19 protein-coding genes are annotated in these 22,852 nt (G+C 69.4%); 10 read left to right on the forward strand and 9 right to left on the reverse strand.

Features of this window, described 5'->3' with window-relative positions; genetic code table 11:
- Window positions 1-262 precede the first annotated feature (262 nt).
- The 7 genes from ACIRQ9_RS01475 to trxA all read left to right on the forward strand — a co-directional run bounded on the left by ACIRQ9_RS01475 (window position 263) and on the right by trxA (window position 10,066).
- Window positions 263-2,671, forward strand: coding sequence for a DUF6049 family protein (locus ACIRQ9_RS01475; RefSeq protein ID WP_404165925.1), 2,409 nt, complete (start codon window positions 263-265; stop codon window positions 2,669-2,671).
- A 46-nt stretch (window positions 2,672-2,717) separates the two neighbouring features.
- Window positions 2,718-5,051, forward strand: a complete 2,334-nt coding sequence (gene murJ / locus ACIRQ9_RS01480) for a murein biosynthesis integral membrane protein MurJ (RefSeq protein WP_404165926.1) — start codon at window positions 2,718-2,720, stop codon at window positions 5,049-5,051.
- A gap of 119 nt (window positions 5,052-5,170) precedes the next feature.
- The gene (locus ACIRQ9_RS01485) at window positions 5,171-6,862 is read left to right on the forward strand and encodes a protein kinase family protein (RefSeq protein WP_404165928.1); all 1,692 of its coding nucleotides are present in this window, start codon (window positions 5,171-5,173) and stop codon (window positions 6,860-6,862) included.
- 19 nt (window positions 6,863-6,881) lie between these two features.
- A complete protein-coding gene (gene sigM / locus ACIRQ9_RS01490; RefSeq protein ID WP_404165930.1) occupies window positions 6,882-7,607 on the forward strand; it encodes an RNA polymerase sigma factor SigM in 726 nt (241 codons plus the stop codon).
- Window positions 7,604-8,512: an anti-sigma factor family protein gene (locus ACIRQ9_RS01495; protein ID WP_404165931.1), complete on the forward strand. Its 909-nt coding sequence runs from the start codon at window positions 7,604-7,606 to the stop codon at window positions 8,510-8,512. Before sigM ends, ACIRQ9_RS01495 begins: the two co-directional genes overlap by 4 nt.
- A gap of 206 nt (window positions 8,513-8,718) precedes the next feature.
- The gene (trxB, locus tag ACIRQ9_RS01500; RefSeq protein ID WP_404165933.1) at window positions 8,719-9,687 is read left to right on the forward strand and encodes a thioredoxin-disulfide reductase; all 969 of its coding nucleotides are present in this window, start codon (window positions 8,719-8,721) and stop codon (window positions 9,685-9,687) included.
- Window positions 9,688-9,733: 46 nt separating this feature from the next.
- Entirely contained in the window at window positions 9,734-10,066 is a 333-nt protein-coding gene (trxA, locus tag ACIRQ9_RS01505) for a thioredoxin (protein WP_404165935.1), read from the forward strand.
- A gap of 111 nt (window positions 10,067-10,177) precedes the next feature.
- Here the strand turns inward: trxA and ACIRQ9_RS01510 are convergent, their stop codons facing one another.
- The 9 genes from ACIRQ9_RS01510 to rpmH form a co-directional block, all read right to left on the reverse strand.
- Entirely contained in the window at window positions 10,178-10,795 is a 618-nt protein-coding gene (locus ACIRQ9_RS01510) for a GNAT family N-acetyltransferase (protein WP_404165936.1), read from the reverse strand.
- A 308-nt stretch (window positions 10,796-11,103) separates the two neighbouring features.
- The gene (locus tag ACIRQ9_RS01515; RefSeq protein WP_404165938.1) at window positions 11,104-12,207 is read right to left on the reverse strand and encodes a ParB/RepB/Spo0J family partition protein; all 1,104 of its coding nucleotides are present in this window, start codon (window positions 12,205-12,207) and stop codon (window positions 11,104-11,106) included.
- Complete coding sequence (locus ACIRQ9_RS01520) at window positions 12,204-13,277, reverse strand: ParA family protein (protein WP_404166391.1); 1,074 nt, start codon at window positions 13,275-13,277, stop codon at window positions 12,204-12,206. Before ACIRQ9_RS01520 ends, ACIRQ9_RS01515 begins: the two co-directional genes overlap by 4 nt.
- 423 nt (window positions 13,278-13,700) lie before the next feature.
- Window positions 13,701-14,417 carry a 16S rRNA (guanine(527)-N(7))-methyltransferase RsmG gene (rsmG, locus tag ACIRQ9_RS01525; RefSeq protein WP_351316538.1) on the reverse strand — a complete coding sequence of 239 codons (717 nt, stop codon included), beginning with the start codon at window positions 14,415-14,417 and terminating at the stop codon, window positions 13,701-13,703.
- Window positions 14,418-14,535: 118 nt separating this feature from the next.
- Window positions 14,536-15,045, reverse strand: coding sequence for a protein jag (locus ACIRQ9_RS01530; protein WP_404165940.1), 510 nt, complete (start codon window positions 15,043-15,045; stop codon window positions 14,536-14,538).
- A gap of 15 nt (window positions 15,046-15,060) precedes the next feature.
- A complete protein-coding gene (gene yidC / locus ACIRQ9_RS01535; protein WP_404165942.1) occupies window positions 15,061-16,374 on the reverse strand; it encodes a membrane protein insertase YidC in 1,314 nt (437 codons plus the stop codon).
- A gap of 3 nt (window positions 16,375-16,377) precedes the next feature.
- Complete coding sequence (yidD, locus tag ACIRQ9_RS01540) at window positions 16,378-16,743, reverse strand: membrane protein insertion efficiency factor YidD (protein ID WP_404165944.1); 366 nt, start codon at window positions 16,741-16,743, stop codon at window positions 16,378-16,380.
- Window positions 16,740-17,111, reverse strand: coding sequence for a ribonuclease P protein component (gene rnpA / locus ACIRQ9_RS01545; protein ID WP_351316548.1), 372 nt, complete (start codon window positions 17,109-17,111; stop codon window positions 16,740-16,742). The genes yidD and rnpA overlap by 4 nt, the downstream gene beginning before the upstream one ends.
- 21 nt (window positions 17,112-17,132) lie before the next feature.
- On the reverse strand, window positions 17,133-17,270 hold the full coding sequence (rpmH, locus tag ACIRQ9_RS01550) for a 50S ribosomal protein L34 (RefSeq protein WP_005482975.1): 138 nt from the start codon (window positions 17,268-17,270) through the stop codon (window positions 17,133-17,135).
- A gap of 373 nt (window positions 17,271-17,643) precedes the next feature.
- Between rpmH and dnaA the strand changes: the two genes are divergently transcribed.
- The 3 genes from dnaA (at window position 17,644) to gnd (ending at window position 22,852) form a co-directional block, all read left to right on the forward strand.
- A complete protein-coding gene (gene dnaA, locus ACIRQ9_RS01555) occupies window positions 17,644-19,572 on the forward strand; it encodes a chromosomal replication initiator protein DnaA (protein WP_404165946.1) in 1,929 nt (642 codons plus the stop codon).
- 1,088 nt (window positions 19,573-20,660) lie between these two features.
- Window positions 20,661-21,791: a DNA polymerase III subunit beta gene (gene dnaN / locus ACIRQ9_RS01560; protein ID WP_385673484.1), complete on the forward strand. Its 1,131-nt coding sequence runs from the start codon at window positions 20,661-20,663 to the stop codon at window positions 21,789-21,791.
- Window positions 21,792-21,976: 185 nt separating this feature from the next.
- Window positions 21,977-22,852, forward strand: a complete 876-nt coding sequence (gene gnd, locus ACIRQ9_RS01565) for a phosphogluconate dehydrogenase (NAD(+)-dependent, decarboxylating) (RefSeq protein WP_404165949.1) — start codon at window positions 21,977-21,979, stop codon at window positions 22,850-22,852.

The raw sequence follows: 22,852 nt of genomic DNA on the forward strand, positions 1-22,852 counted from the left end.
CGGCCCGCATCTCCTCCATATCCCGGCGGCGGTCCCCGCAGAGCCTCCCTGCAAAGGCGTGGGACATCTCACTGGATTCCCGCACAAGAGCAGCACTCGGTGCCTACACGAATCCCGCGGTGATACTGGATATAGGGGACGGGCCGGTCCCCTCTCCCGATCTTGCGGACCAGACCGTGGCACTTCCGTTCAGCGCACCTCGTTACCATGCGTGGACGCACATTCCGACGACCGCTGACAATGACGAGGGACGGACGAGCGCGTGGCCGAGGCGGCAGACTTCCAGGGGACGCCCTCACCTGCCCGCCGCTGGCTGCGGCGCACCGGGGCACTGCTCGCGGGCGCGCCGCTGCTGGCCGCACTGGTGCAGTTGCCCGCCGCGCTGCCGGCGCAGGCGGCCGACTCGGACACCGTGTCCGTCGCCCTGGACTCGCTCAGCCCCAGCGCGCCCACGGACGGGGACACCGTGACGGTCTCCGGCACGGTGACCAACAACGGCAAGCAGGCCGTCACGGACGCCCACGTGGACGTACGCGTGGGTTCTCAGCTCAGCGCCCGCTCCGCCATCGACGCCGCGGCCCGGCATCCCGACGATCTCCAGTCGGGCGTCGGTACCGCGGTCGGCGGCAAGTACACCGAGGACTACGACTCGCTCGCCCCGGGCGTCGCCGAGCACTTCAGCATCGCCGTGCCGGTCGACAAGCTCGGCCTCGACCAGGACGGCGTGTACCCGTTCGGCGTCTCGCTGTCCGGCCAGACCTCGGCGCAGCCGTGGGAGCAGGTGCTCGGCATCCAGCGGACGTTCCTGCCGTGGCAGTCCTCCGCGGCGGACACGCAGACCAGGACGACGTATCTGTGGCCGCTGATCTCCTCCGTCCACGTGACGGCGAAGACCGGCGCCGGTGAGCTGCAGACGCCGGTCTTCCTGAACGAGGACCTCGCGAAGGAGATCTCGCCCGGCGGCCGGCTGGCGCAGATGCTGGCGCTCGGCAAGGACCTCGACGTCACCTGGGTGCTCGACCCGGATCTGCTGGCCTCCGTGGACGCGATGACCCGCAGCTACCGGGTCCAGGGTCCCGGAGAGAGCACCACGGCGGGCACCCACCAGGCGGTGGCCAAGCAGTTCCTGGCCGACCTGCAGGCCGCGGTGGCGGACAAGGAGGTCGTGACCCTTCCCTTCGCCGACCCGGACCTCGCTTCCCTCGCCCACAACGGCACCAGCGTGACCGGCTCGCTGAGCCACCTCAAGGACGCCACCGAGGTCGCCGCCACCACGGTGGAGACCGTGCTCCACGTCACACCGAGCACGGACTTCGCGTGGCCCGTGAACGGCGCGGTGGATCCGTCGATCATCAAGGTCGCCACCTCGGCGGGCGCCGACAAGGTGATCGCCCGCAGCGACAGCCTCCAGGAGACGGGCGGGCTGTCCTACACCCCCTCCGCGGCGCGGCCGATCGGCGGCGGCACGACGGCGGTGGTCGCCGACGCGCGCCTGTCCACGGCGTTCCAGGGCGACCTGACGAACGCCGACTCGGCCACCCTCGCCGTGCAGCGGTTCCTGGCCCAGAGCCTGGCGCTGAACACCCAGACCGACAAGCAGCGCAGCATCGTGGTCGCCCCGCAGCGCATGCCGTCGGCCGGCCAGGCCCAGGCGATGGCCGCGGCGATCACCGCGCTCCAGGACAGCAACTGGTCGCAGCCCCAGACTCTCGCGGCGGCGGCCAAGGACAAGCCCGATCCCGGCGCGACCACGAAGATCCCCTCGTCGTCCGCCTACCCCTCCTCGCTGCGGAAGCAGGAGCTGCCCCGGACGGCCTTCGAGCAGATCGCCCGCACCCAGGACAAGCTCGACAACTTCCAGGTGGTCCTCACCAACCAGTCGCGGGTGGTGACCCCCTTCGGGCGGGCCATAAACCGCGAGATGTCCACGTCGTGGCGGGGACGCGGCAGCGAGGCCGACAGCTTCCGCACGGGCGTGGAGTCCTGGCTCGACAGCCTCCTCGGCCAGGTCAAGCTGATCGACAAGTCCGAGACCAAGCTCTCCGGCCGCAGCGCCGTCATCCCGGTGACCGTCCAGAACAACCTCGTCCAGGGCGTCGACCACCTCGTCCTGCGGCTCACCTCGACGATGCCCACCCGCCTGGAGATCGGCGGCAAGGCCTACTACGAGCAGCCGGTCGAGGTCTCCGGCGGCCACACCCAGTCCGTGAAGTTCTCCACGTCGGCCAACGCCAACGGCCGGGTGGAGGTCATCGCCCAGCTCTACACGGAGGACGGGCAGGAGTACGGCGCCCCGGTCCAGTTCGACGTGAAGGTCACCGAGGTCACGCCCACCGTGATGCTGGTCATCGGCGGCGGTGTGCTGCTGCTGGTGCTGGCCGGCTTCCGGATGTACACCCAGCGCAAGCGGGCGGCCGCCCGCCGCGCCGAGGAGGGCGGCGGCCCCGACGAGACGGGCGAGGACGCCCCGGAGAGCCCCGAGGCCCCGGAGGGCACCGGACCCGAGTCCTCCGGCCGGCCCGGGAACCCCGGCACCCGTGGCGATCGTCTCCCCGAAGAGTCCGAGGCGGGCTCCGGGGCAGACGACCCTGAGCAGCCGAGTGACCCGACACCGGACACCGCACCGGAAAGCGCCGACCCGTCCGGAACGGGTGAGAGAGTGGACCGTTGAGCGATGTCGTGGCCGGTGTGGCCCGGGACGATGAGGTGGGGTAACCATGAACGCGCCGTACGACGGTGAACGCGGCCAGGGCGCGGCCGGTTCGGGCTACCCCGAGCCGCCGCCGGAGGCCGGTCAGGTCCCGCCGCAGCAGCAGGCGGCTGACATGTACCTCCAGGACGCCTACGACCAGGACCCCTACCGGGCGCGGGACCTCTCCGCCCAGGACCCGGTCGCCGAGGCGCTCTACGACCGCGCCGCGCACCCTCCGCCGCCGCCCGGCACGTACCCGCAGCAGCCGCTGTACGGCCGGCCCGCCCAGTCACCGTACGCTCCCGACCCGCACGTGTGGGCCCAGACGCCGGCACCGGAGCCGGAGAGCCCGAACCCGTACCTGCCCTACGGCGACAACCCGCGCACCACCCAGTACGTGGGCGTGGACGACCTGGTCACGCACTCCGGCGAGGAGCACCACGAGCCGGACGCCTTCGCGCACCTGTTCCGGGACCAGCAGCAGGGCGGCGGCACCCCGCAGAGCGACCCGCGGTCCGTCCCGGGTCCCGCGGCCCGGTACCCGCAGCCCTCGGGTGCGTACCCGCCGGCACCGCAGGCTCCCGCCGCCCAGAACCAGTACGGGACTCCTCAGTACCAGGCGCCCCGCCACCCGCAGGCCCCCGCCGCTCCCGAGACCCCCGCCACCGAGCCGGAGCCCGTCGCTCCCGCCCCCGCCACGGCGTCCTCGGCCCCCGCGGCCAAGAAGGGCGGGCGCGCCTCGGGGCTGCTGAAGTCCAGTGCCGTCATGGCGGCGGGCACGATGGTCTCCCGCCTCACGGGCTTCGTCCGCTCCGCGCTGATCGTCTCCGCCCTCGGTGTGGGCCTGCTCGGTGACACGTTCCAGGTCGCCTACCAGCTGCCGACGATGATCTACATCCTGACCGTCGGCGGCGGCCTCAACTCCGTCTTCGTGCCGCAGCTGGTGCGGGCCATGAAGGAGGACGAGGACGGCGGCGAGGCCTTCGCCAACCGCCTGCTCACCCTCGTCATGGTGGCGCTCGGCCTGCTCACCGCGGCCACGATCGCGGCCGCCCCCCTGCTGATCCGCGTGCTGTCCGACTCGGTCGCCAGCGACCCGGCGGCCAACGACGTCGCCATCACCTTCGTCCGCTACTTCCTGCCCTCGATCTTCTTCATGGGCATCCACGTGGTGATGGGTCAGGTCCTCAACGCACGGGGCAAGTTCGGCGCGATGATGTGGACCCCGGTCCTCAACAACATCGTCATCATCGTCACCCTCGGCCTGTTCATCTGGGTGTACGGCACCGCGGCGCACTCCGGGATGAAGGTCACCACGATCCCGCCGGAGGGCCAGCGGCTGCTCGGCCTCGGTGTCCTGCTCGGTCTCGTGGTCCAGGCCCTGGCGATGATCCCCTACCTGCGCGAGACCGGCTTCCGGATGCGGCTGCGCTTCGACTGGCGGGGCCACGGCCTCGGCAAGGCCGCCACCCTCGCCAAGTGGACCGTGCTGTTCGTCCTCGCCAACCAGGCGGGCGCGCTCGTCGTCTCCCAGCTGTCGACCTCCGCCGGAAAGAGCTCGCCGGTCGACGGCACCGGCTTCGCGGCCTACGCCAACGCCCAGCTGATCTGGGGTCTGCCGCAGGCCATCATCACGGTCTCCCTGATGGCGGCCCTGCTGCCGCGGATCTCTCGCTCGGCCGCCGAGGACGACACCGGCGCCGTCCGCGACGACATCTCCCAGGGCCTGCGGACCACCGCCGTCGCGATCGTGCCGATCGCCTTCGGCTTCGTCGCACTCGGCATCCCGATGTGCACCCTGATCTTCGGCTCCTCTGGCACCAGCTCGGCCACCAACATGGGGTTCATGCTGATGGCCTTCGGCCTCGGCCTGATCCCGTACTCGGTGCAGTACGTCGTCCTGCGCGCCTTCTACGCCTACGAGGACACCCGCACCCCCTTCTACAACACGGTCATCGTCGCCGCGGTCAACGCGGGCGCCTCGGTCGCCTGTTACGTCCTGCTGCCCTCCCGCTGGGCGGTGGCCGGCATGGCCGCCTCCTACGGCATCGCCTACGCGATCGGCGTCGGCGTGGCCTGGAAACGGCTGCGCAAGCGGCTCGGTGGCGACCTGGACGGCTCCCGCGTCACCCGCACCTACGCGCGGCTGTGCATCGCGTCCCTGCCGGCCGCTCTGCTCAGTGGTGCGGCCTGCTACGGCATCGGCCACACTCTGGGTCAGGGCGTGGGCGGATCCCTCGCCGCGCTGCTGGCCGGCGGGGCCGTCCTGCTCGGCGTCTTCTACATCGCCGCGCGCCGCATGCGGATCGAGGAGCTCAACTCTCTCGTCGGTATGGTGCGCGGGCGTCTGGGGCGCTGAGGCAGGGGTACGCGCACAACCATCGACCGCCGCCGTGTGTCGTGCATAGCGGCAGACTGTGGGCACAATTGGTTTCGGCGTCGGACGGCGTGCAACGGATGGGGAGGCAGGGAACGACGGTGGCGGAACGGAGCACGGCTGCCGTCGACGTGGCAGACAACAGCGGTGACGAGCCGCTGACCGCCAAGGCGGTCCAGTCCACGGCCGACGGGGTGGCCCAGAACCCGGAGCGGGACACGGACAGCGAAGAGGTACAGGGGAGCGGCACGGCGGCAGCTACGGGAAACAAGGCCGCACCCCCCGAACTGCACAGCGGTCACAAACTCGCCAGACGTTACCGCCTGGAGGAATGCGTCACCCGTCTGGACGGATTCAGCAGCTGGCGTGCGGTCGACGAGAAACTGCGTCGCGCGGTCGGCGTGCACATCCTGCCGTCCGACCATGTCCGCACCCGTGCCGTGCTCGCCGCGGCCCGTTCCGCGGCGCTGCTCGGGGATCCGCGCTTCGTGCAGGTCCTCGACGCGGTCGAGGAGAACGACCTCGTCTACGTGGTGCACGAGTGGCTGCCGGATGCCACCGAGCTGACCGCGCTGCTGGCGGCCGGACCGCTGGAGCCGCACGACGCGTACCAGATGGTCAGTCAGATCGCCTCCGCGATGGCGGCCTCGCACCGTGAGGGGCTGGCCCATCTCCGACTGAACCCCAACGCCGTGCTGCGCACTTCCACCGGCCAGTGGCGCATCCGCGGTCTGGCGGTCAACGCGGCGCTGCGCGGGATCGGTTCGGACACCCCGCAGCGCACCGACACCGAGGCCATCGGCGCCCTCCTGTACGCGGCGCTCACCCAGCGCTGGCCGTACCCGAGCGACGCCTACGGCCTGCCGGGCCTGCCCAAGGACATCGGGCTGATCGCTCCCGACCAGGTACGGGCCGGTGTCCACCGCGGCCTGTCGGAGCTCGCCATGCGGGCCCTGGTCAACGACGGCGCCACCGCCTCCCGCCACGAGTCCGCGTGCACCACGCCGGAGGAGCTGGTGAAGGCGATCGGCGAGATGCCCCGCATCCGGCCGCCGGAGCCGGCGTTCGCCGCTCCGCCCGAGTACCAGCGCACCACGTACCAGCAGGGCACCTACGGACGCCCCACGCCTCCCGGCACCACCCAGGTGCTCCAGAGCCCGCCGCCCCCGCTCCAGAGCCGTACCGGCAAGGCCCTGAAGTGGGCGGTCTCCGCTCTGCTGATCGCCGCGCTGGGCCTGGGCAGCTGGCAGCTCGCGGACGCCCTGATGGAGCAGGGCGACAAGTCCGGTGACACCACGAACACCAAGACCACCGACGACGGCGACAAGAACGCGCCGAAGCCGGTCAGCAAGCCGATCGCCATCAGCGGGGCCCAGGACTTCGACCCGTTCGGAGACGGCTCCGAGAAGCCGGCCGACGTGGGCAAGGTCTACGACGGCAGCCCGTCGACCTACTGGCAGACCGACTTCTACAAGGGCGCCACCTTCGGCAACCTCAAGCCGGGCCTCGGCGTCATCCTCGATCTCGGCAAGGTCCAGCAGATCGGGAAGGTGACCGTTACCTTCGTGGGAGACACGTCCGTGGAGTTGCGTGCCGCATCCAGCGGCGCCGGCTCGGAGCCGACCTCCTTCACCGCGTACACGAAGGTGGCCGAGGGCTCGGGTACGAGCGTGACCCTGAAGCCGGGCAGTTCCCTCAAGTCCCGCTACCTGCTGGTGTGGCTGACCAAGCTGCCGCTGACGGAGGACGGTAACTACCGCGGACGGGTGGCGGACATCAAGGTGACCAGCTGATCGCAGGGCGGAGGGGCAGATGGCGGAGGGGGCCGGCTACGACGGGGTGAGCGACCAGGATCTGCTCGCCCGTCATGTCGAAGGCGACCCCGACGCCTTCGGGGAGATCGTGCGCCGTCACCGGGACCGGCTCTGGGCGGTGGCGCTGCGGACCCTGGGGGACCGCGAGGAGGCCGCGGACGCCGTCCAGGACGCCCTCGTCTCCGCCTACCGGGCCGCCCACACCTTCCGGGGCCAGTCGGCCGTCACCACCTGGCTGCACCGGATCACGGTCAACGCCTGCCTCGACCGGGCCCGCAAGGCGGCCTCCCGGAAGACCGCGCCCGTCGACGACACGGAGCGGCTGGAGCAGCTGCTGGAGCCGCACGAGTCGGCCTCCGCTCCGGCCGAGCGCAATGATCTGCACCGCCAACTCCTCGAAGCCCTCGGCACCCTCCCGCCCGATCAGCGCGCGGCCCTCGTCCTGGTCGACATGCAGGGGTATCCGGTCGCTGAGGCGGCCCGGGTCCTCGACGTGCCCATAGGGACGGTCAAGAGCCGCTGCGCCCGTGGCCGAGCCAGACTCCTCCCACTGCTCACCCATCTCCGACCGGAGAACCCGGCCGCCCGCAAAGAGGCGGACCCGGCACGGAACCGGGCGGAGGGTACATCCGTCCCACCGGCAGCGGGTCCCGAGAAGAGAGACTCACGGAGGACCGGGCCGAGTGATTCAGCCGCAGTGAAGGGCGGAGGTGGGCGAGCGTGACGTCCTCGACAGACACGACCGGGCACCCGGACGTCGCGGAGATCTCCGACCTCACCGAGGGCCTGCTCCCGGCCGGCCGGACCGCGGAGGTGCAGCAGCACCTGGACACCTGCGCCCTCTGTGCCGACGTCCACGCCTCGCTGACGGAGATCCAGGACCTCCTGGGCGAGCTGCCGGGACCGCAGCGCATGCCGGCGGATGTCGCGGGCCGCATCGACGCCGCGCTCGCCGCCGAGGCACTGCTCGCCGCCCCGGCACCCGAGACTCATGTTTCACGTGAAACATCGCCCGTCCCCTCGCCTCCGGTGAACCCTCCCCCCGGGCGCCGATCGGCCGCGTCGACCGGTCCGGGCCGCAAGGACCGCGGCCAGGGACGCGGACACGACCGACGTGGGCGACGCCGCCGCACCGTCGCACTCGGAGCCGTCCTCACCGCAGCCGTCCTGGGGGCGGGTTCGTTCCTCCTCCATTCACTGAGCGACAACGGGACGACGACCGCGCAGAACCGGCCGAGGAACTCCGCCGAGGGCTTCTCCAAGTCCACTCTCCAGACCGAGGTGGACCACCTTCTCGGCACGAAGACGGGTCTGCGCGGCTCCAAGAAGCCGGATCTGGGGATCCAGGGAACGTCCACCGCGCCCGGCACGTCGGACACTCCCTACACCACCCGGATCCAGCCCTCGGTGTCCGTGCCGCAGTGCGTCCGTCAGGGCATCAGCCGCGCCGACGACGTCCTCGGCGCGAAGAAGGGGACGTACGAAGGGAAGGACGCCTTCCTTGTCGTTCTTCCCGATGCCTCCGACAGCTCCCGGGTCACGGTCTTCATCGTCGACGCCACCTGCGTCAGCCACCCGTCGGCCCCCGTCGGCCGGGTTCTGCTGACGGAGTCCATGGCCCGCCCCTGAGCGGTCCTGGAGTGCCCCCGGAGCGATCCACCGCGGCACGGGACGCATCGTCCGCCGCACCCTGGAAATCCGTACGGTAGGGGACGCCCGTGTGCCCGGACACACCGGGAATGCGCGCCCCGTAGGATCCGTTGGGTGGGATGAGAGCTTCTGAGAAGAGCTCTCACCGGTCGAATTGACGTAGACCAGAGACGAGGAATCAAGCCGTGAGCGACGTCCGTAACGTGATCATCATCGGCTCCGGGCCCGCCGGCTACACGGCGGCGCTCTACACCGCGCGCGCGTCGTTGAAGCCTCTCGTGTTCGAGGGTGCCGTCACCGCCGGCGGTGCGCTGATGAACACCACCGAGGTGGAGAACTTCCCGGGCTTCCGCGACGGCATCATGGGTCCCGACCTCATGGACAACATGCGCGCCCAGGCCGAGCGCTTCGGTGCCGAGCTGATCCCCGACGACATCGTCTCCGTCGACCTGACCGGTGAGATCAAGACCGTCACGGACACCGCCGGTACGGTCCACAAGGCGAAGGCCGTCATCGTGACCACGGGCTCGCAGCACCGCAAGCTGGGTCTTCCGAACGAGGACGCCCTGTCCGGCCGTGGCGTCTCCTGGTGTGCCACCTGTGACGGGTTCTTCTTCAAGGAGCAGGACATCGCCGTGATCGGCGGCGGCGACACCGCGATGGAGGAGGCGACCTTCCTCTCCCGGTTCGCCAAGTCCGTGACGATCGTCCACCGCCGGGACACCCTGCGCGCCTCCAAGGCGATGCAGGAGCGGGCCTTCGCCGACCCGAAGATCAAGTTCGCCTGGGACAGCGAGATCGCCGAGGTCCAGGGCGAGCAGAAGCTGGCCGGTCTCAAGCTGCGCAATGTCAAGACCGGTGAGCTGTCGGACCTCCCGGTCACCGGTCTGTTCATCGCGATCGGCCATGACCCGCGCACCGAGCTGTTCAAGGGTCAGCTGGACCTGGACGAGGAGGGCTACCTGAAGGTCGCCTCGCCCTCGACGCACACCAACCTGACGGGTGTGTTCGCCGCGGGTGACGTGGTGGACCACACCTACCGCCAGGCGATCACCGCGGCCGGTACCGGCTGCTCCGCTGCTCTCGACGCCGAGCGTTTCCTCGCCGCCCTCGCGGACGGGGAGAAGGCCGAGCCCGAGAAGACCACCGTCTGATCATCCCCCTTCCGTCCCACCGCACGAACAAATAAAGGAGCCCGCCGTGGCCGGCACTCTGAAGCATGTAACCGACGCCGACTTCGATGAGGTCGTCCTCAAGAGCGACAAGCCTGTCCTGGTGGACTTCTGGGCCGAGTGGTGCGGGCCGTGCCGCCAGATCGCCCCGTCCCTTGAGGCCATCGCCGCCGAGCACGGCGAGAAGATCCAGATCGTCAAGCTGAACATCGACGAGAACCCGACGACCGCAGCCAAGTACGGGGTCATGTCGATCCCCACCCTGAACGTGTACCAGGGCGGCGAGGTCACCAAGACCATCGTCGGTGCCAAGCCGAAGGCCGCGCTCCTGCGCGACCTCGACGACTTCATCGCCGAGTGACGTTTCACGTGAAACACGAATGGGCCAACCCTCCGGGGTTGGCCCATTCGCTGTGAGGGCTCGCCCGGAGCGGCCGGACGGCACCCTGAGGCTGACGGACTCAGTGGCACCTCAGAGCGGCCGCAGGGCCGGCTCCTTCTGCACGGCCCCCAGAAGCCGGTCCAGGGCCATCTCCACGTCTTCCTTCCAGGAGAGCGTGGTGCGCAACTCCAGCCGCATCCTGGGTCGCGTGGGGTGCTGCCGGACCGTCTTGAAGCCCACGGCGAGCAGATGGTCGGCGGGAAGCAGACAGGCCGGCTCCTTGTAACGGGCGTCGCCGAACGCCTCGATCGCCTTGAAGCCCCGTCGCAGCAGATCCTTGGCGACCGTCTGGACCATCACGCGTCCGAGTCCCTGTCCCTGGTAGCCGGGCATGATGTAGCCGGTCATCAGCTGGACCGCGTCCGGCGAGACCGGGCTCGTGGGGAACGCGGTGGACCGGGGCACGTACGCAGGCGGTGCGTACATCACAAAGCCCACGGGCGCGTCGTCGACGTAGACCACCCGGCCGCACGATCCCCAGTCGAGCAGGACGGCGGAGATCCAGGACTCCTTCTCGACCGCGGGCGTGCCCGCCCTTACCGCTGCTTCGCCGCTGACGGGGTCCAGTTCCCAGAAGACGCACGCGCGACAGCGCTTGGGGAGGTCCTGGAGGTTGTCCAGCGTGAGCGGTACGAGCCGACGCCCCATGAAGGCTGATCCTCGCTTCCTTCGCTCGCAGCATCGCGAGCGGCTGTCAGAGCACTGCGTTCTCTGAGCAGACTGCCGACGAATCCGACGGCCGCGCCCAGTCCCAGCGCCGCGCTCACCAGTCCGGTGCGGCTCATCGATCGCATGGCCCTCGCCTCCCATTCAGAGGTGCTGCCAGCTGTCAGGTGGATCCGCCGTACCCGAACGCATGCTATCCACACAGCGATTCCATCGAAACCGACTGAAAGCAAAGAGCGGATCGTGTTCCGGTACACACCGGACACGACCCGCTCTGCTGGGCGCCGAGGTCAGTCCTCGGACTCCTCGGAGTCACTGTCGTGGACTCCCTGGGGCAGGACCGGGCCCTCGCCCGGAGCGAGCGTGCCGAGGATCCGCTCAAGGTCCTCCATCGAGGCGAACTCGACGGTGATCTTGCCCTTCTTCTGGCCCAGGTCGACCTTCACCCGGGTCTCGAAGCGGTCCGAGAGCCGGGTCGCGAGGTCGGTCAGTGCCGGGGAGACCCGCGCGCCCGCACGAGGCCCCTTGGCCCGGGTCGCCGCCTGCGGTCGCGACCCCATGAGGGTCACGATCTCCTCGACGGCCCGCACCGACAGCCCTTCGGCGACGATCCGGTGGGCCAGGCGGTCCTGCTCCTCCGAGTCGTCGACGGAGAGCAGCGCCCGGGCATGCCCGGCCGACAGGACCCCGGCGGCGACCCTGCGCTGGACGGCCGGCGAGAGCTTCAGAAGGCGCAGGGTGTTGGAGACCTGCGGCCGGGAACGCCCGATGCGGTCGGCCAGCTGGTCGTGCGTGCAGTTGAAGTCCTTCAGCAGCTGGTCGTAGGCGGCGGCCTCTTCCAGCGGGTTCAGCTGAGCACGGTGGAGGTTCTCCAGCAGCGCGTCCAGCAGAAGCTTCTCGTCGTCCGTCGCTCGGACGATCGCCGGGATCGCCTCCAGACCGGCCTCACGGCAGGCCCGCCAGCGCCGCTCGCCCATGATGAGCTCGTAGCGGGAAGGCGCGAGCTGGCGTACGACGACCGGCTGGAGGAGACCGACCTCCTGGATGGAGGTGACCAGCTCCTGCAGAGCGTCTTCGTCGAAGACCTCACGCGGCTGGCGCGGGTTCGGCGTGATGTCGTCGAGCGGGATCTCCGCGAAGTGGGCGCCCATCGGAGAAGCCGGGGCCTCGGGGACCACACCGAAGACCGAGGGCTCCTCGGGCTCCTGGGACACCGCCGGCAGGGTCGTCACCTTCGCGGCGGCGACCCCCCGCTCGGTCGTCAGCACCGGACCCGCTGCCACCGACGCGGACCCCGTGCCGCCCATCGCTGCCTGGGCCGGGTTCTTCTCGGTCGGGGCAGCAGGGATCAGTGCGCCGAGGCCACGTCCCAGCCCCCTCCGTCGCTCGCTCACTGGATGCCCTCCACCATGCTCGTGTTGCTCTGGGTGCCGATGTGGGCCTGCGTCGGGTCGTAGCCGACGTCGCTGCCCCTCAGCGCGATTTCTCGGGCCGCCTCAAGGTAGGAGAGGGCACCGCTCGATCCAGGATCGTAGGTCAGTACCGTCTGCCCGTAGCTGGGCGCCTCGGAGATACGGACCGAGCGGGGAATGCTCGTCCGCAGCACCTCGCCGCCGAAGTGACTGCGCACCTCGTCCGCGACCTGGGAAGCGAGGCGCGTCCGGCCGTCGTACATGGTGAGCAGGATGGTCGACACGTGCAGCGTGGGGTTGAGGTGCCCCCGCACCAGGTCGACATTGCGCAGCAGCTGACCGAGGCCCTCCAGCGCGTAGTACTCGCACTGGATCGGGATGAGCACCTCGGCGCCCGCGACCAGTGCGTTGACCGTCAGGAGGCCGAGCGAGGGCGGGCAGTCGATGAGGATGTAGTCCAGCGGCTGCTCATACGCCTGGATCGCCCTCTGGAGACGGCTCTCCCGCGCCACCAGGGACACCAGCTCGATCTCCGCACCGGCGAGATCGATCGTGGCGGGGGCACAGAAGAGGCCTTCGACGTCCACCACCGGCTGGACGACCTCGGCCAGCGGCTTGCTCTCGACCAACACGTCGTAGATGGACGGAACTTCGGCGTGATGGTCGATGCCCAGCGCGGTGGAGGCATTGCCCTGCGGGTCGAGGTCGATCACCAGTACCCGGGCACCGTGAAGGGCCAGTGACGCGGCAAGGTTGACGGTCGTCGTCGTCTTGCCGACACCACCCTTCTGGTTGGCCACCACCATGACGCGGGTCTGCTCCGGACGTGGCAGACCTTCGCCGGCACGGCCCAGCGCTTCTACCGCGAGTTGGGCAGCACGACCGATGGGAGTGTCGTCCATCGGAGGCGGTGTTTCACGTGAAACATCCGCCCCCATCGACTCGGTTCGGGGACCGGGGACCGGATCGGTCATCGGTCCCGCGATGTTGGCGTCGGACCGCAAGGATTCACTCTCCTCGACTTCAGGCTCGCAATGAACAGAGCCTCCCATGCCTTCGGGGTCGTGAACCAGTGAGGCCTGGTGTTCTGTGGAGAAATCCACCTCTGTGGACAACTCCGTGCCCCGCCGGAAGGACGGAGTGTCACGGGAGGCCCCCTCTCTGAGAGAACCGAGGGGCTTTCGGTCGCGTGGTTCGGCCGCGGCGCGGCCCCGGCCGATGATGCCGTGCAACAGTGAGCGACGTTTCACGTGAAACACGATGACAACAAATTGTCCTTTATGCGGGTGACACTCCGCCGCAGAGCGTTCCGTCTCCCCCTCAGGGGTAAAGATCGTGACTGCCAAGAAGGCGTGCCGGCCGATCTCGCTGTCTCCCGACGTCTACTGCACCCAAGGACCCGTAGACGCGCCTGTAGCGACACAGAGGCGCTCTCCCAGGCCGGGAAGCGCCTCTGTGTCGGTCGAGCCCTGAGGTCAGCGCCGGCGCCGTACCCGACCCGTCCGAGCGGCCTTGGCCCGCTTCGCCGCGAACCGCACGCCACCCGGGCTCTCGCCGACCTCCACCCGCACGACCGTGGAGAGCGGGTCCACCACCCCTTCACCCACATGCAGGATGGACGTGGAGACCGCTCCGAGCTTCGTCAGAGCGGTGGAAGCGGCCTTCAGCTCCTCTTCCGCCGTGTCCCCCTTGAGGGCCAGCATCTCGCCGTAGGGACGCAGCAGCGGCACACCCCAGGTCGCCAGCCGGTCGAGCGGGGCCACGGCCCGCGCCGTGACCACGTGGACGGGAGGCAGCTTGCCCATGACCTCTTCGGCCCGGCCCCGCACCACCGTCACATGATTCAGGCCGAGCAGCTCGACGACCTCGGTGAGGAAGTTGGTGCGCCGCAGCAGCGGTTCCAGCAGGGTGATGTTGAGGTCTTCCCGGACCAGCGCCAGCGGAATGCCCGGCAGACCGGCGCCGGAGCCGACATCGCACACCGTCACCCCTTCGGGGACGGCCTCGGAGAGGACCGCGCAGTTCAGAAGGTGCCGCTCCCACAGGCGGGGCACCTCCCGAGGGCCGATCAGACCACGCTGCACGCCTGCCTCGGCGAGCAGCTCCGCGTAGCGGACCGCGTCGGCGAAGCGCTCGCCGAACACTTCGCGCGCCTGCTCAGGCGCCGGGGGGAGCTCCGCAGCCTCCGTCACGGGGGACCGTCCTTCCGTACCGCGCCGGCGCTCCACGCACCGGCCACCAGAACCACCAGGCTGACAAAGTTCGGCCCCGCCTGCTCAACAGACGGGGCCGGTGAAACGGTGCGACCGATCAGGCGGGCAGCACGACGACGAACCGCTGCGGCTCTTCGCCCTCCGACTCGCTGCGCAGCCCGGCGGTCTTGACCGCGTCGTGCACGACCTTGCGCTCGAACGGGCTCATCGGCTGGAGCTTCACGGGCTCGCCCGTGCTCTTCACCTCGGCCGCGGCCTTGGCCCCCAGCTCGGAGAGCTCGGTGCGCTTCTTGGCGCGGTAGCCCGCGATGTCGAGCATCAGGCGGCTGCGGTCACCGGTCTCCCGGTGCACGGCCAGCCGGGTCAGCTCCTGGAGCGCCTCCAGCACCTCGCCGTCACGGCCGACCAGCTTCTGCAGGTCGCGGCCGCCCGCGTCGCTGATGATCGACACGGAGGCTCGGTCGGCCTCGACGTCCATGTCGATGTCGCCGTCGAGATCGGCGATGTCCAGCAGACCCTCGAGGTAGTCCGCCGCGATCTCGCCCTCCTGCTCCAGGCGGGTCAGGGTGTCTGCACCCTCGGCAGCGGAGGTGGTGCCTTCCGTCACGGGATGGGCTCCTTCTTACTTCTTGGACGGGGACTTGGGGCGCTGCTGACCGCCCTTGCGCTGGCCGGACTGGGCCCTACTGCGGCCGTTGGACCCGCCCTTCGGGGGCTGCTGGGGGGCCGGCTTGGCGTCCTGCGGCTCGTCGGACTTCTCCAGCGAGGTCGTCGGCTCGCCGGAGTCCTCCTTCTCGGCGGAGGCGATCGGCTCGGCGGAGGCGGACGGCTCACCGGCCGTCTTCGTGAGGCCGGACTGGCGCTGGGCCTTGGTCTGGCGCTTGGGCTGCTGACGCTTGGCGGCGGTGGCCGCGACGCCGTCCTCGGTCTGCGCGGCGGCCTGGGCCTCGCCCTTGATCACGCTGCCGTCGGCCTGGGCCACCAGGCCCGCCTTCGTCAGCGAGTTGATGAACTTGCGCTCGAACTCGTTGCGGTCCCGGCCCTTGGACACGATCGCCTTGATGATGGTGCGCTCGCTGCGCTTGCGGGCCTTGCCGTGGGCGGTGACGTGGTGGGTCAGCCGCTCCAGGTAGGAGGCCTGCGCCTTGGAACCCGGGGTCGGGTTGTTGCGGATGACGTACATCTGCTGACCCATCGTCCACACGTTGGTGGTGAGCCAGTAGACGAGGACACCGACCGGGAAGTTCACGCCGAAGACGGCGAACATGACCGGGAAGACGTACATCAGCATCTTCTGCTGCTGCATGAACGGCGTCTTCACCGTGGTGTCGACGTTCTTCGTCATCAGCTGACGCTGCGTGTAGAACTGCGACGCCGACATCAGCACGATCATGACGGCCGTCACGATCCGGACGTTGGTCTGCGAAGCGTCGAGCGAGGTGATCTGCGCCTCGCTGCTGAAGAACTTGGCAGCGAGGGGAGCGCCGAAGATGTGCGCCTTCTGCGCGCTCTCCAGCAGGCCCTGGTTGATCACGCCGATCGTCGTGCCCGAGGCGATGCCGTTGAGCACGTGATACAGGGCGAAGAAGAACGGGGACTGCGCGAGGATGGGAAGGCACGAGGAGAGCGGGTTGGTACCCGACTCCTTGTACAGCTTCATCATCTCTTCGGACTGGCGCTGCTTGTCGTTCTTGTAGCGCTCCTGGATCTTCTTCATCTCGGGCTGCAGCGTCTGCATGGCCCGGGTCGCCTTGATCTGCTTCACGAAGAGCGGGATCAGGCAGATGCGGATCAGGATCACCAGAGACACGATGGACAGGCCCCAGGCCCACCCCGTGTCGGGACCGAAGATCTTCCCGTACACCGTGTGGAACTGGACGATGACCCATGAAACGGGTGTCGTGATGAAGCTGAAGAAGCTGGCAATCGTGTCCACTAATCATGCTCCTTGGACATGGGACGAAGTCTCTGCGGCCGGGCTCGAAGGAAGCTCTGGCGCGAGCTTCTCCTCGGTGGCCGGTCCGGCGGCGGAGGGCCCGCCCTTGCGTGCACGCCACGCGTCACGCAGCATTTCGTGCCACCGCGGTCGCTTGCGCGGAGGAACATGATCCACACCGCCGAGCGACCACGGATTGCACCGCAGGATGCGCCAGGCAGTGAGCGCCGTCCCCTTGATCGCACCGTGCCGGTCGATGGCGGTGTAGCCGTAGTGGGAGCACGACGGGTAGTACTTGCACACCGGCCCCAGCAATGGACTGATCGTCCATTGGTAGAGCTTGATCAGAGCAAGCAGTGGGTACTTCATCGCGCGCCCCCTCCCAGTAGCCGTTCGATGGCGGCGTCCAGGTCTCGGGCCAGCTGTCCATGGTCGGCGTCGCCCGCTCCGGGCAGCGCTCGTACGACTACCAGGCTACCGGGGGGGAACAGGGCGACTCGGTCACGCATCAGGTGACGCAGTCTGCGCTTGACTTTGTTGCGCACCACCGCGCCACCCACTGCTTTGCTCACGACGAAACCCGCACGCGTCGAGGGAGCGCTCTCCCCAGGCGCGTGCGGGTCCGTGGCACCGCTACGAAGGTGGACGACGAGGGACGGGCGGCCGGCCCGGCGCCCCCGTCGTACCGCGGTCGCGAAGTCCTCGCGCCGCCTCAGCCGGTTCTCGGTGGGCAGCACGATGTCATGACCTGATCGGAATCAGGCGGACAGGCTGGCGCGACCCTTGCTGCGGCGGTTCGCCAGAATGGCGCGACCGGCACGGGTACGCATCCGCAGGCGGAAGCCGTGGGTCTTGGCGCGACGACGGTTGTTCGGCTGGAAGGTGCGCTTGCTCACTCGGGGGCTCCAGAAATCAAATCGGTGTGGCGGGTGCCGTCCTGGCTGTCACCGTGCGCCCACGAGAAGCTCGCGTCACGCCCGAGTGCACCGCTTCCCGATCACCTTCAGCGATCTGTGCCCATCGGAGGCAGGCGGCAGCAGCCATCGACAACTCGACCTGGTTACGGTACGCGGGGCTACGCCATTCGGTCAAACCAGCGGTGACGGAGAGACACTATCCACAGGCTGGGGACAACAACTTGAACCGCACCCGCCACGCTGACTACCGTGGCTGAACTCCGATTCGTTCCTTTATCCCCGCCCGACCCGATATTCATCCCGACCCGTCCGCGAACCACACGTTCGTGGGACCCGTGAGAGAGCGTGCCCTGTGGCTGACGTACCTGCCGATCTTGCCGCAGTGTGGCCACGCGTATTGGAGCAGCTCCTCGGCGAGGGCCGCGGACAGGGCGTGGAGGGCAAGGACGAGCACTGGATCCGGCGCTGCCAGCCGCTCGCCCTGGTGGCGGACACCGCCCTGCTCGCCGTGCCGAACGAATTCGCGAAGAACGTGCTGGAGGGCCGTCTGGCCCCCATCGTGAGCGAGACGCTCAGCCGCGAGTGCGGGCGCCCGATCCGGATCGCGATCACCGTGGACGAGTCCGCGGGCGAACCCCCGACCCCGCCGGCGCCTCCCGCGCAGTCGCACCGCTACGAGGAGCCCGAGCAGCTGCCCTCGCCCCCGTACGACGGCGGCTACGGCCGGCACCGCGCCGACCGCCCGGCCGAGCAGGGGGGCCGCGATCAGCTGCCCAACGCCCGGCCCGCCTACCCGTCCGAGTACCAGCGCCCCGAACCCGGCGCCTGGCCGCGCGGCGGCCAGGACGACTACGGCTGGCAGCAGCCCCGGCTCGGCTTCCCCGAACGCGATCCCTACGCCTCGCCGTCCCAGGAGACCTACCGCTCGGACGGCTACGGTGACTCCTACTCCCAGGAGTACCGGCCCCAGCAGCCGATGGACCGCCCGCCCTACGAGCAGCAGCGCGGCGACTTCGAACCGAAGCGCTCCGACTACGACCGTTCCGAGTACGACCGGCCGGACTACGACCGTGGCGACTACGACCAGCGGGACGGCGGCCGCCGCGAGCGCTCCGAGCCGCCGGGCGGCCAGGGCCAGGGCCGGCGCGGCGGACCCGGTCGCCCGGACCTGCCGGCGGCCGGCGGTGCGCCGGGCGCGCCAGGACCGCTGGGGGCCAAGCCCGCGCCCGCGCCGGGCCCTGGTGAGCCGACCGCCCGGCTGAACCCCAAGTACCTGTTCGACACCTTCGTCATCGGCGCGTCCAACCGCTTCGCCCACGCGGCCGCGGTCGCCGTCGCCGAGGCGCCCGCCAAGGCCTACAACCCGCTGTTCATCTACGGCGAGTCGGGCCTCGGCAAGACCCACCTGCTGCATGCCATCGGGCACTACGCGCGCAGCCTCTACCCGGGCACCCGGGTGCGCTACGTCAGCTCGGAGGAGTTCACCAACGAGTTCATCAACTCGATCCGCGACGGCAAGGGCGACAGCTTCCGCAAGCGGTACCGCGAGATGGACATCCTGCTCGTCGACGACATCCAGTTCCTCGCGGACAAGGAATCGACGCAGGAGGAGTTCTTCCACACCTTCAACACGCTCCACAACGCGAACAAGCAGATCGTGCTCTCCAGCGACCGGCCGCCCAAGCAGCTGGTCACCCTGGAGGACCGGCTGCGGAACCGTTTCGAATGGGGCCTGATCACCGACGTCCAGCCGCCGGAGCTGGAGACGCGCATCGCGATCCTCCGCAAGAAGGCGGTGCAGGAGCAGCTCAACGCGCCTCCGGAGGTGCTGGAGTTCATCGCCTCCCGGATCTCGCGCAACATCCGTGAGCTGGAGGGCGCGCTGATCCGGGTGACGGCGTTCGCCTCGCTCAACCGGCAGCCGGTCGACCTCGGCCTGACCGAGATCGTGCTGAAGGACCTGATCCCCGGCGGCCAGGACTCGACGCCGGAGATCAGCGCCACGGCGATCATGGCGGCGACCGCGGACTACTTCGGCCTCACGGTCGAGGACCTGTGCGGCAGCTCCCGCGGCCGGCAGCTGGTCACGGCCCGGCAGATCGCCATGTACCTGTGCCGTGAACTCACCGACCTGTCGCTGCCGAAGATCGGGGCGCAGTTCGGGAACCGGGACCACACGACGGTGATGCACGCCGACCGGAAGATCCGGGCGCTGATGGCGGAGCGACGCTCGATCTACAACCAGGTGACGGAGCTGACCAACCGCATCAAGAACGGATAGCGGTCCGGCCGGCGGCGCTACCGGGCTACGGCGTTCAGGGCGCCCTTGGGAGAGATCCCAAGGGCGCCTTTCGGCGTCCTGAGGTGGTTCCGAACGGCGGATCCAGTGCGGCGGATCCGGACGGTGGATCCGGTGCGGTGGATCCGGTGCGGTGCCGTGAGGTGGTCCCTGGGGTGATCCAGGGGGTGGTCCAGCGCGGCGCCGTGGGGTGGTCCAGCGCGGCGTCGTGGGGGCTGATCGCGCGGTTCCCCGCGCCCCTGATGGGGCGGGCGCACGGAGCGGCACCCGAGGCCACGCCCTCCGCTGTTCGATTACCAGCCGGGTTACGGGCGTCCTCCACAGATTTGCGGACTTTCTTGCGTCCACACCCTGGGGACTGCGAAGTTGTCCCGAACGCCGTCCACAGGTAGGCCAGTGAAACGGCATCAGACCAGCTCAGGCGGGTGTGGATTCGTGGACGACGGATCTCCACAGCCTGTGGACGAAGAAATGATCCACAGGCTGTGCACGAAGTTGTCCACCGCGACCCCACAGGCTGAGGGGCAGTTGTCCCCAGCGATCCCCAGCTTCTCCACACCGCTGTCCACTGTTCGGCAACGTGACGCGCCCGCTCACCGTGTCGAGTGAAAGGCGTCACACGAAGCTGCCAGGTTGGGCTGTGGGAAAGGTGGGTAAAGCTGGGGACGGCGTTGGGGAGAAGTCCCCTCAGGCTGTGCACGGGATGTGCAGAACTTTCTGTTCTCCACAGAGACACCCGGTTGTCCACCGGCTGAACCCACAGGGGCGGTGGACAAAATCTGGCCCCTGAGCTGCGAAAACAGGGTTATCCACGGTATCCACAGCCCCTACTACTACTGCCAACTAGAGAGAGCTGGGAATCCGTTTCGAAGAGGGCCCTGTGCACAACTCGCTCTTCGGCCTCTGACCGCGCCTCGTCACGACTTGACCCTGAGGGGCACCAGCTGTCAGTGCGGTGCGTCAGACTGGTCCCCGGTGTTCTTCCCCTCCCAGGGACCGACGACACCGAGTCAGACGACGAAGACGCAGCAGGGCGAGAAGCCCCGGCAACAGCAGGAGGCGGGCTTACGGTGAAGATCCGGGTGGAACGCGACGTACTCGCGGAGGCAGTGGCCTGGGCGGCACGCAGCCTCCCGGCCCGTCCGCCGGCGCCGGTCCTCGCAGGCCTGCTGCTGAAGGCCGAGGACGGCCAGCTGAGCCTGTCCAGCTTCGACTACGAGGTCTCCGCGCGGGTCAGCGTCGAGACCGAGGTCGAGGAGGAGGGCACGGTCCTCGTCTCCGGCCGGCTGCTCGCCGACATCTGCCGCGCCCTGCCCAACCGGCCGGTGGAGATTTCCACAGACGGTGTACGGGCCACGGTGGTCTGTGGATCGTCCCGGTTCACGCTGCACACGCTGCCGGTGGAGGAGTACCCGTCCCTGCCGCAGATGCCGAACGCGACCGGAACCGTCCCCGGTGAGGTCTTCGCCTCCGCCGTCTCCCAGGTGGCCATCGCCGCCGGGCGTGACGACACCCTGCCGGTGCTGACCGGTGTGCGCATCGAGATCGAGGGCGACACCGTCACCCTGGCCTCCACCGACCGGTACCGCTTCGCGGTCCGTGAGTTCCTGTGGAAGCCGGAGAACCCCGAGGCGTCCGCGGTGGCCCTGGTGCCCGCCAAGACGCTCCTGGACACCGCCAAGGCCCTCACGAGCGGCGACAGCGTGATCCTGGCGCTGTCCGGCTCGGGCGCCGGCGAGGGACTCATCGGTTTCGAGGGCGCAGGCCGGCGCACGACCACGCGGCTGCTCGAGGGCGACCTGCCCAAGTACCGCACGCTGTTCCCGACCGAGTTCAACTCCGTCGCCGTGATCGAGACCGCCCCCTTCGTGGAGGCCGTCAAGCGCGTCGCCCTGGTCGCCGAGCGGAACACCCCGGTGCGGCTCAGCTTCGAGCAGGGCGTGCTGATCCTGGAGGCCGGTTCCAGCGACGACGCACAGGCTGTGGAGCGGGTCGACGCCCAGCTGGAGGGCGACGACATCTCGATCGCCTTCAACCCGACCTTCCTGCTCGACGGCCTGAGCGCGATCGACTCCCCGGTGGCCCAGCTGTCGTTCACCACGTCCACCAAGCCCGCCCTGCTGAGCGGCAGGCCCGCGCTCGACGCGGAGGCGGACGAGGCGTACAAGTACCTGATCATGCCGGTCCGCCTCAGCGGCTGAGCGGCCGACGTCGTCCACAGCTGTGCACAGTGCCGCGGGATCCCTGTGGGTGACCGGCGCTGTGCACAGGTGGGTTTCCCCAGGTGAGCGGCTGTGCCCACAACTGTGCGCAGAGGGTCGCGATTAGGCTCGGACGCGGCACGCAGGTGCCATTCCTGCCCCACCGCAACCTAAGGAACCAACTGATGGAGCTCGGTCTCGTCGGCCTCGGCAAGATGGGCGGCAACATGCGCGAGCGGATCCGCCGCGCCGGCCACACCGTCGTCGGATACGACCGCAACCCGGACCTCGCCGATGTCCACAGCCTGGAAGAGCTTGTGGGCAAGCTCAGCGCTCCGCGCGTGGTGTGGGTGATGGTCCCGGCTGGCGCGCCGACCCAGTCCACGATCGACGAGCTGGCCGGGCTGCTGGAGCCCGGCGACGTGGTCGTCGACGGCGGCAACTCCCGCTGGACGGACGACGAGCGGCACGCCGAGGAGCTGGCTGCCCAGGGCATCGGCTTCGTCGACTGCGGTGTCTCCGGCGGCGTCTGGGGCCTGGAGAACGGCTACGCGCTGATGTACGGCGGCGACGCCGAGCACGTCGAGAAGGTGCGGCCCGTCTTCGACGCGCTCAAGCCCGAGGGCGACTTCGGCGCGGTGCACGCCGGCCGGGTCGGCGCGGGCCACTTCGCGAAGATGGTCCACAACGGCATCGAGTACGCGATGATGCAGGCCTACGCTGAAGGCTGGGAGCTGCTGGAGAAGGTCGACTCCGTCACGGACGTCCGTGAGGTCTTCCGCTCCTGGCAGGAGGGCACGGTCATCCGTTCCTGGCTGCTCGACCTCGCGGTGAACGCCCTCGACGGGGACGAGCACCTGGACCAGCTGAAGGGTTATGCACAGGACTCCGGCGAGGGCCGGTGGACCGTGGAGGCCGCGATAGACAACGCGGTGCCGCTGCCCGCGATCACCGCCTCGCTGTTCGCGCGGTTCGCCTCCCGTCAGGAGGACTCGCCGCAGATGAAGATGATCGCCGCGCTGCGCAACCAGTTCGGCGGCCACGCCGTAGAGACGAAGTAG

It is taken from the genome of Streptomyces sp. NPDC101237, from assembly GCF_044767465.1.
Classification (GTDB): domain Bacteria; phylum Actinomycetota; class Actinomycetes; order Streptomycetales; family Streptomycetaceae; genus Streptomyces; species Streptomyces gramineus.

Coding starts and splice junctions, on each gene's coding strand:
- gnd (WP_404165949.1), top strand. CDS start 21,977: ATGGAGCTCGGTCTCGTCGGCCTCGGCAAGATGGGCGGCAACATGCGC.
- ACIRQ9_RS01510 (WP_404165936.1), bottom strand. CDS start 10,795: ATGGGGCGTCGGCTCGTACCGCTCACGCTGGACAACCTCCAGGACCTC.
- sigM (WP_404165930.1), top strand. CDS start 6,882: ATGGCGGAGGGGGCCGGCTACGACGGGGTGAGCGACCAGGATCTGCTC.
- murJ (WP_404165926.1), top strand. CDS start 2,718: ATGAACGCGCCGTACGACGGTGAACGCGGCCAGGGCGCGGCCGGTTCG.
- yidD (WP_404165944.1), bottom strand. CDS start 16,743: ATGAAGTACCCACTGCTTGCTCTGATCAAGCTCTACCAATGGACGATC.
- ACIRQ9_RS01520 (WP_404166391.1), bottom strand. CDS start 13,277: ATGGGAGGCTCTGTTCATTGCGAGCCTGAAGTCGAGGAGAGTGAATCC.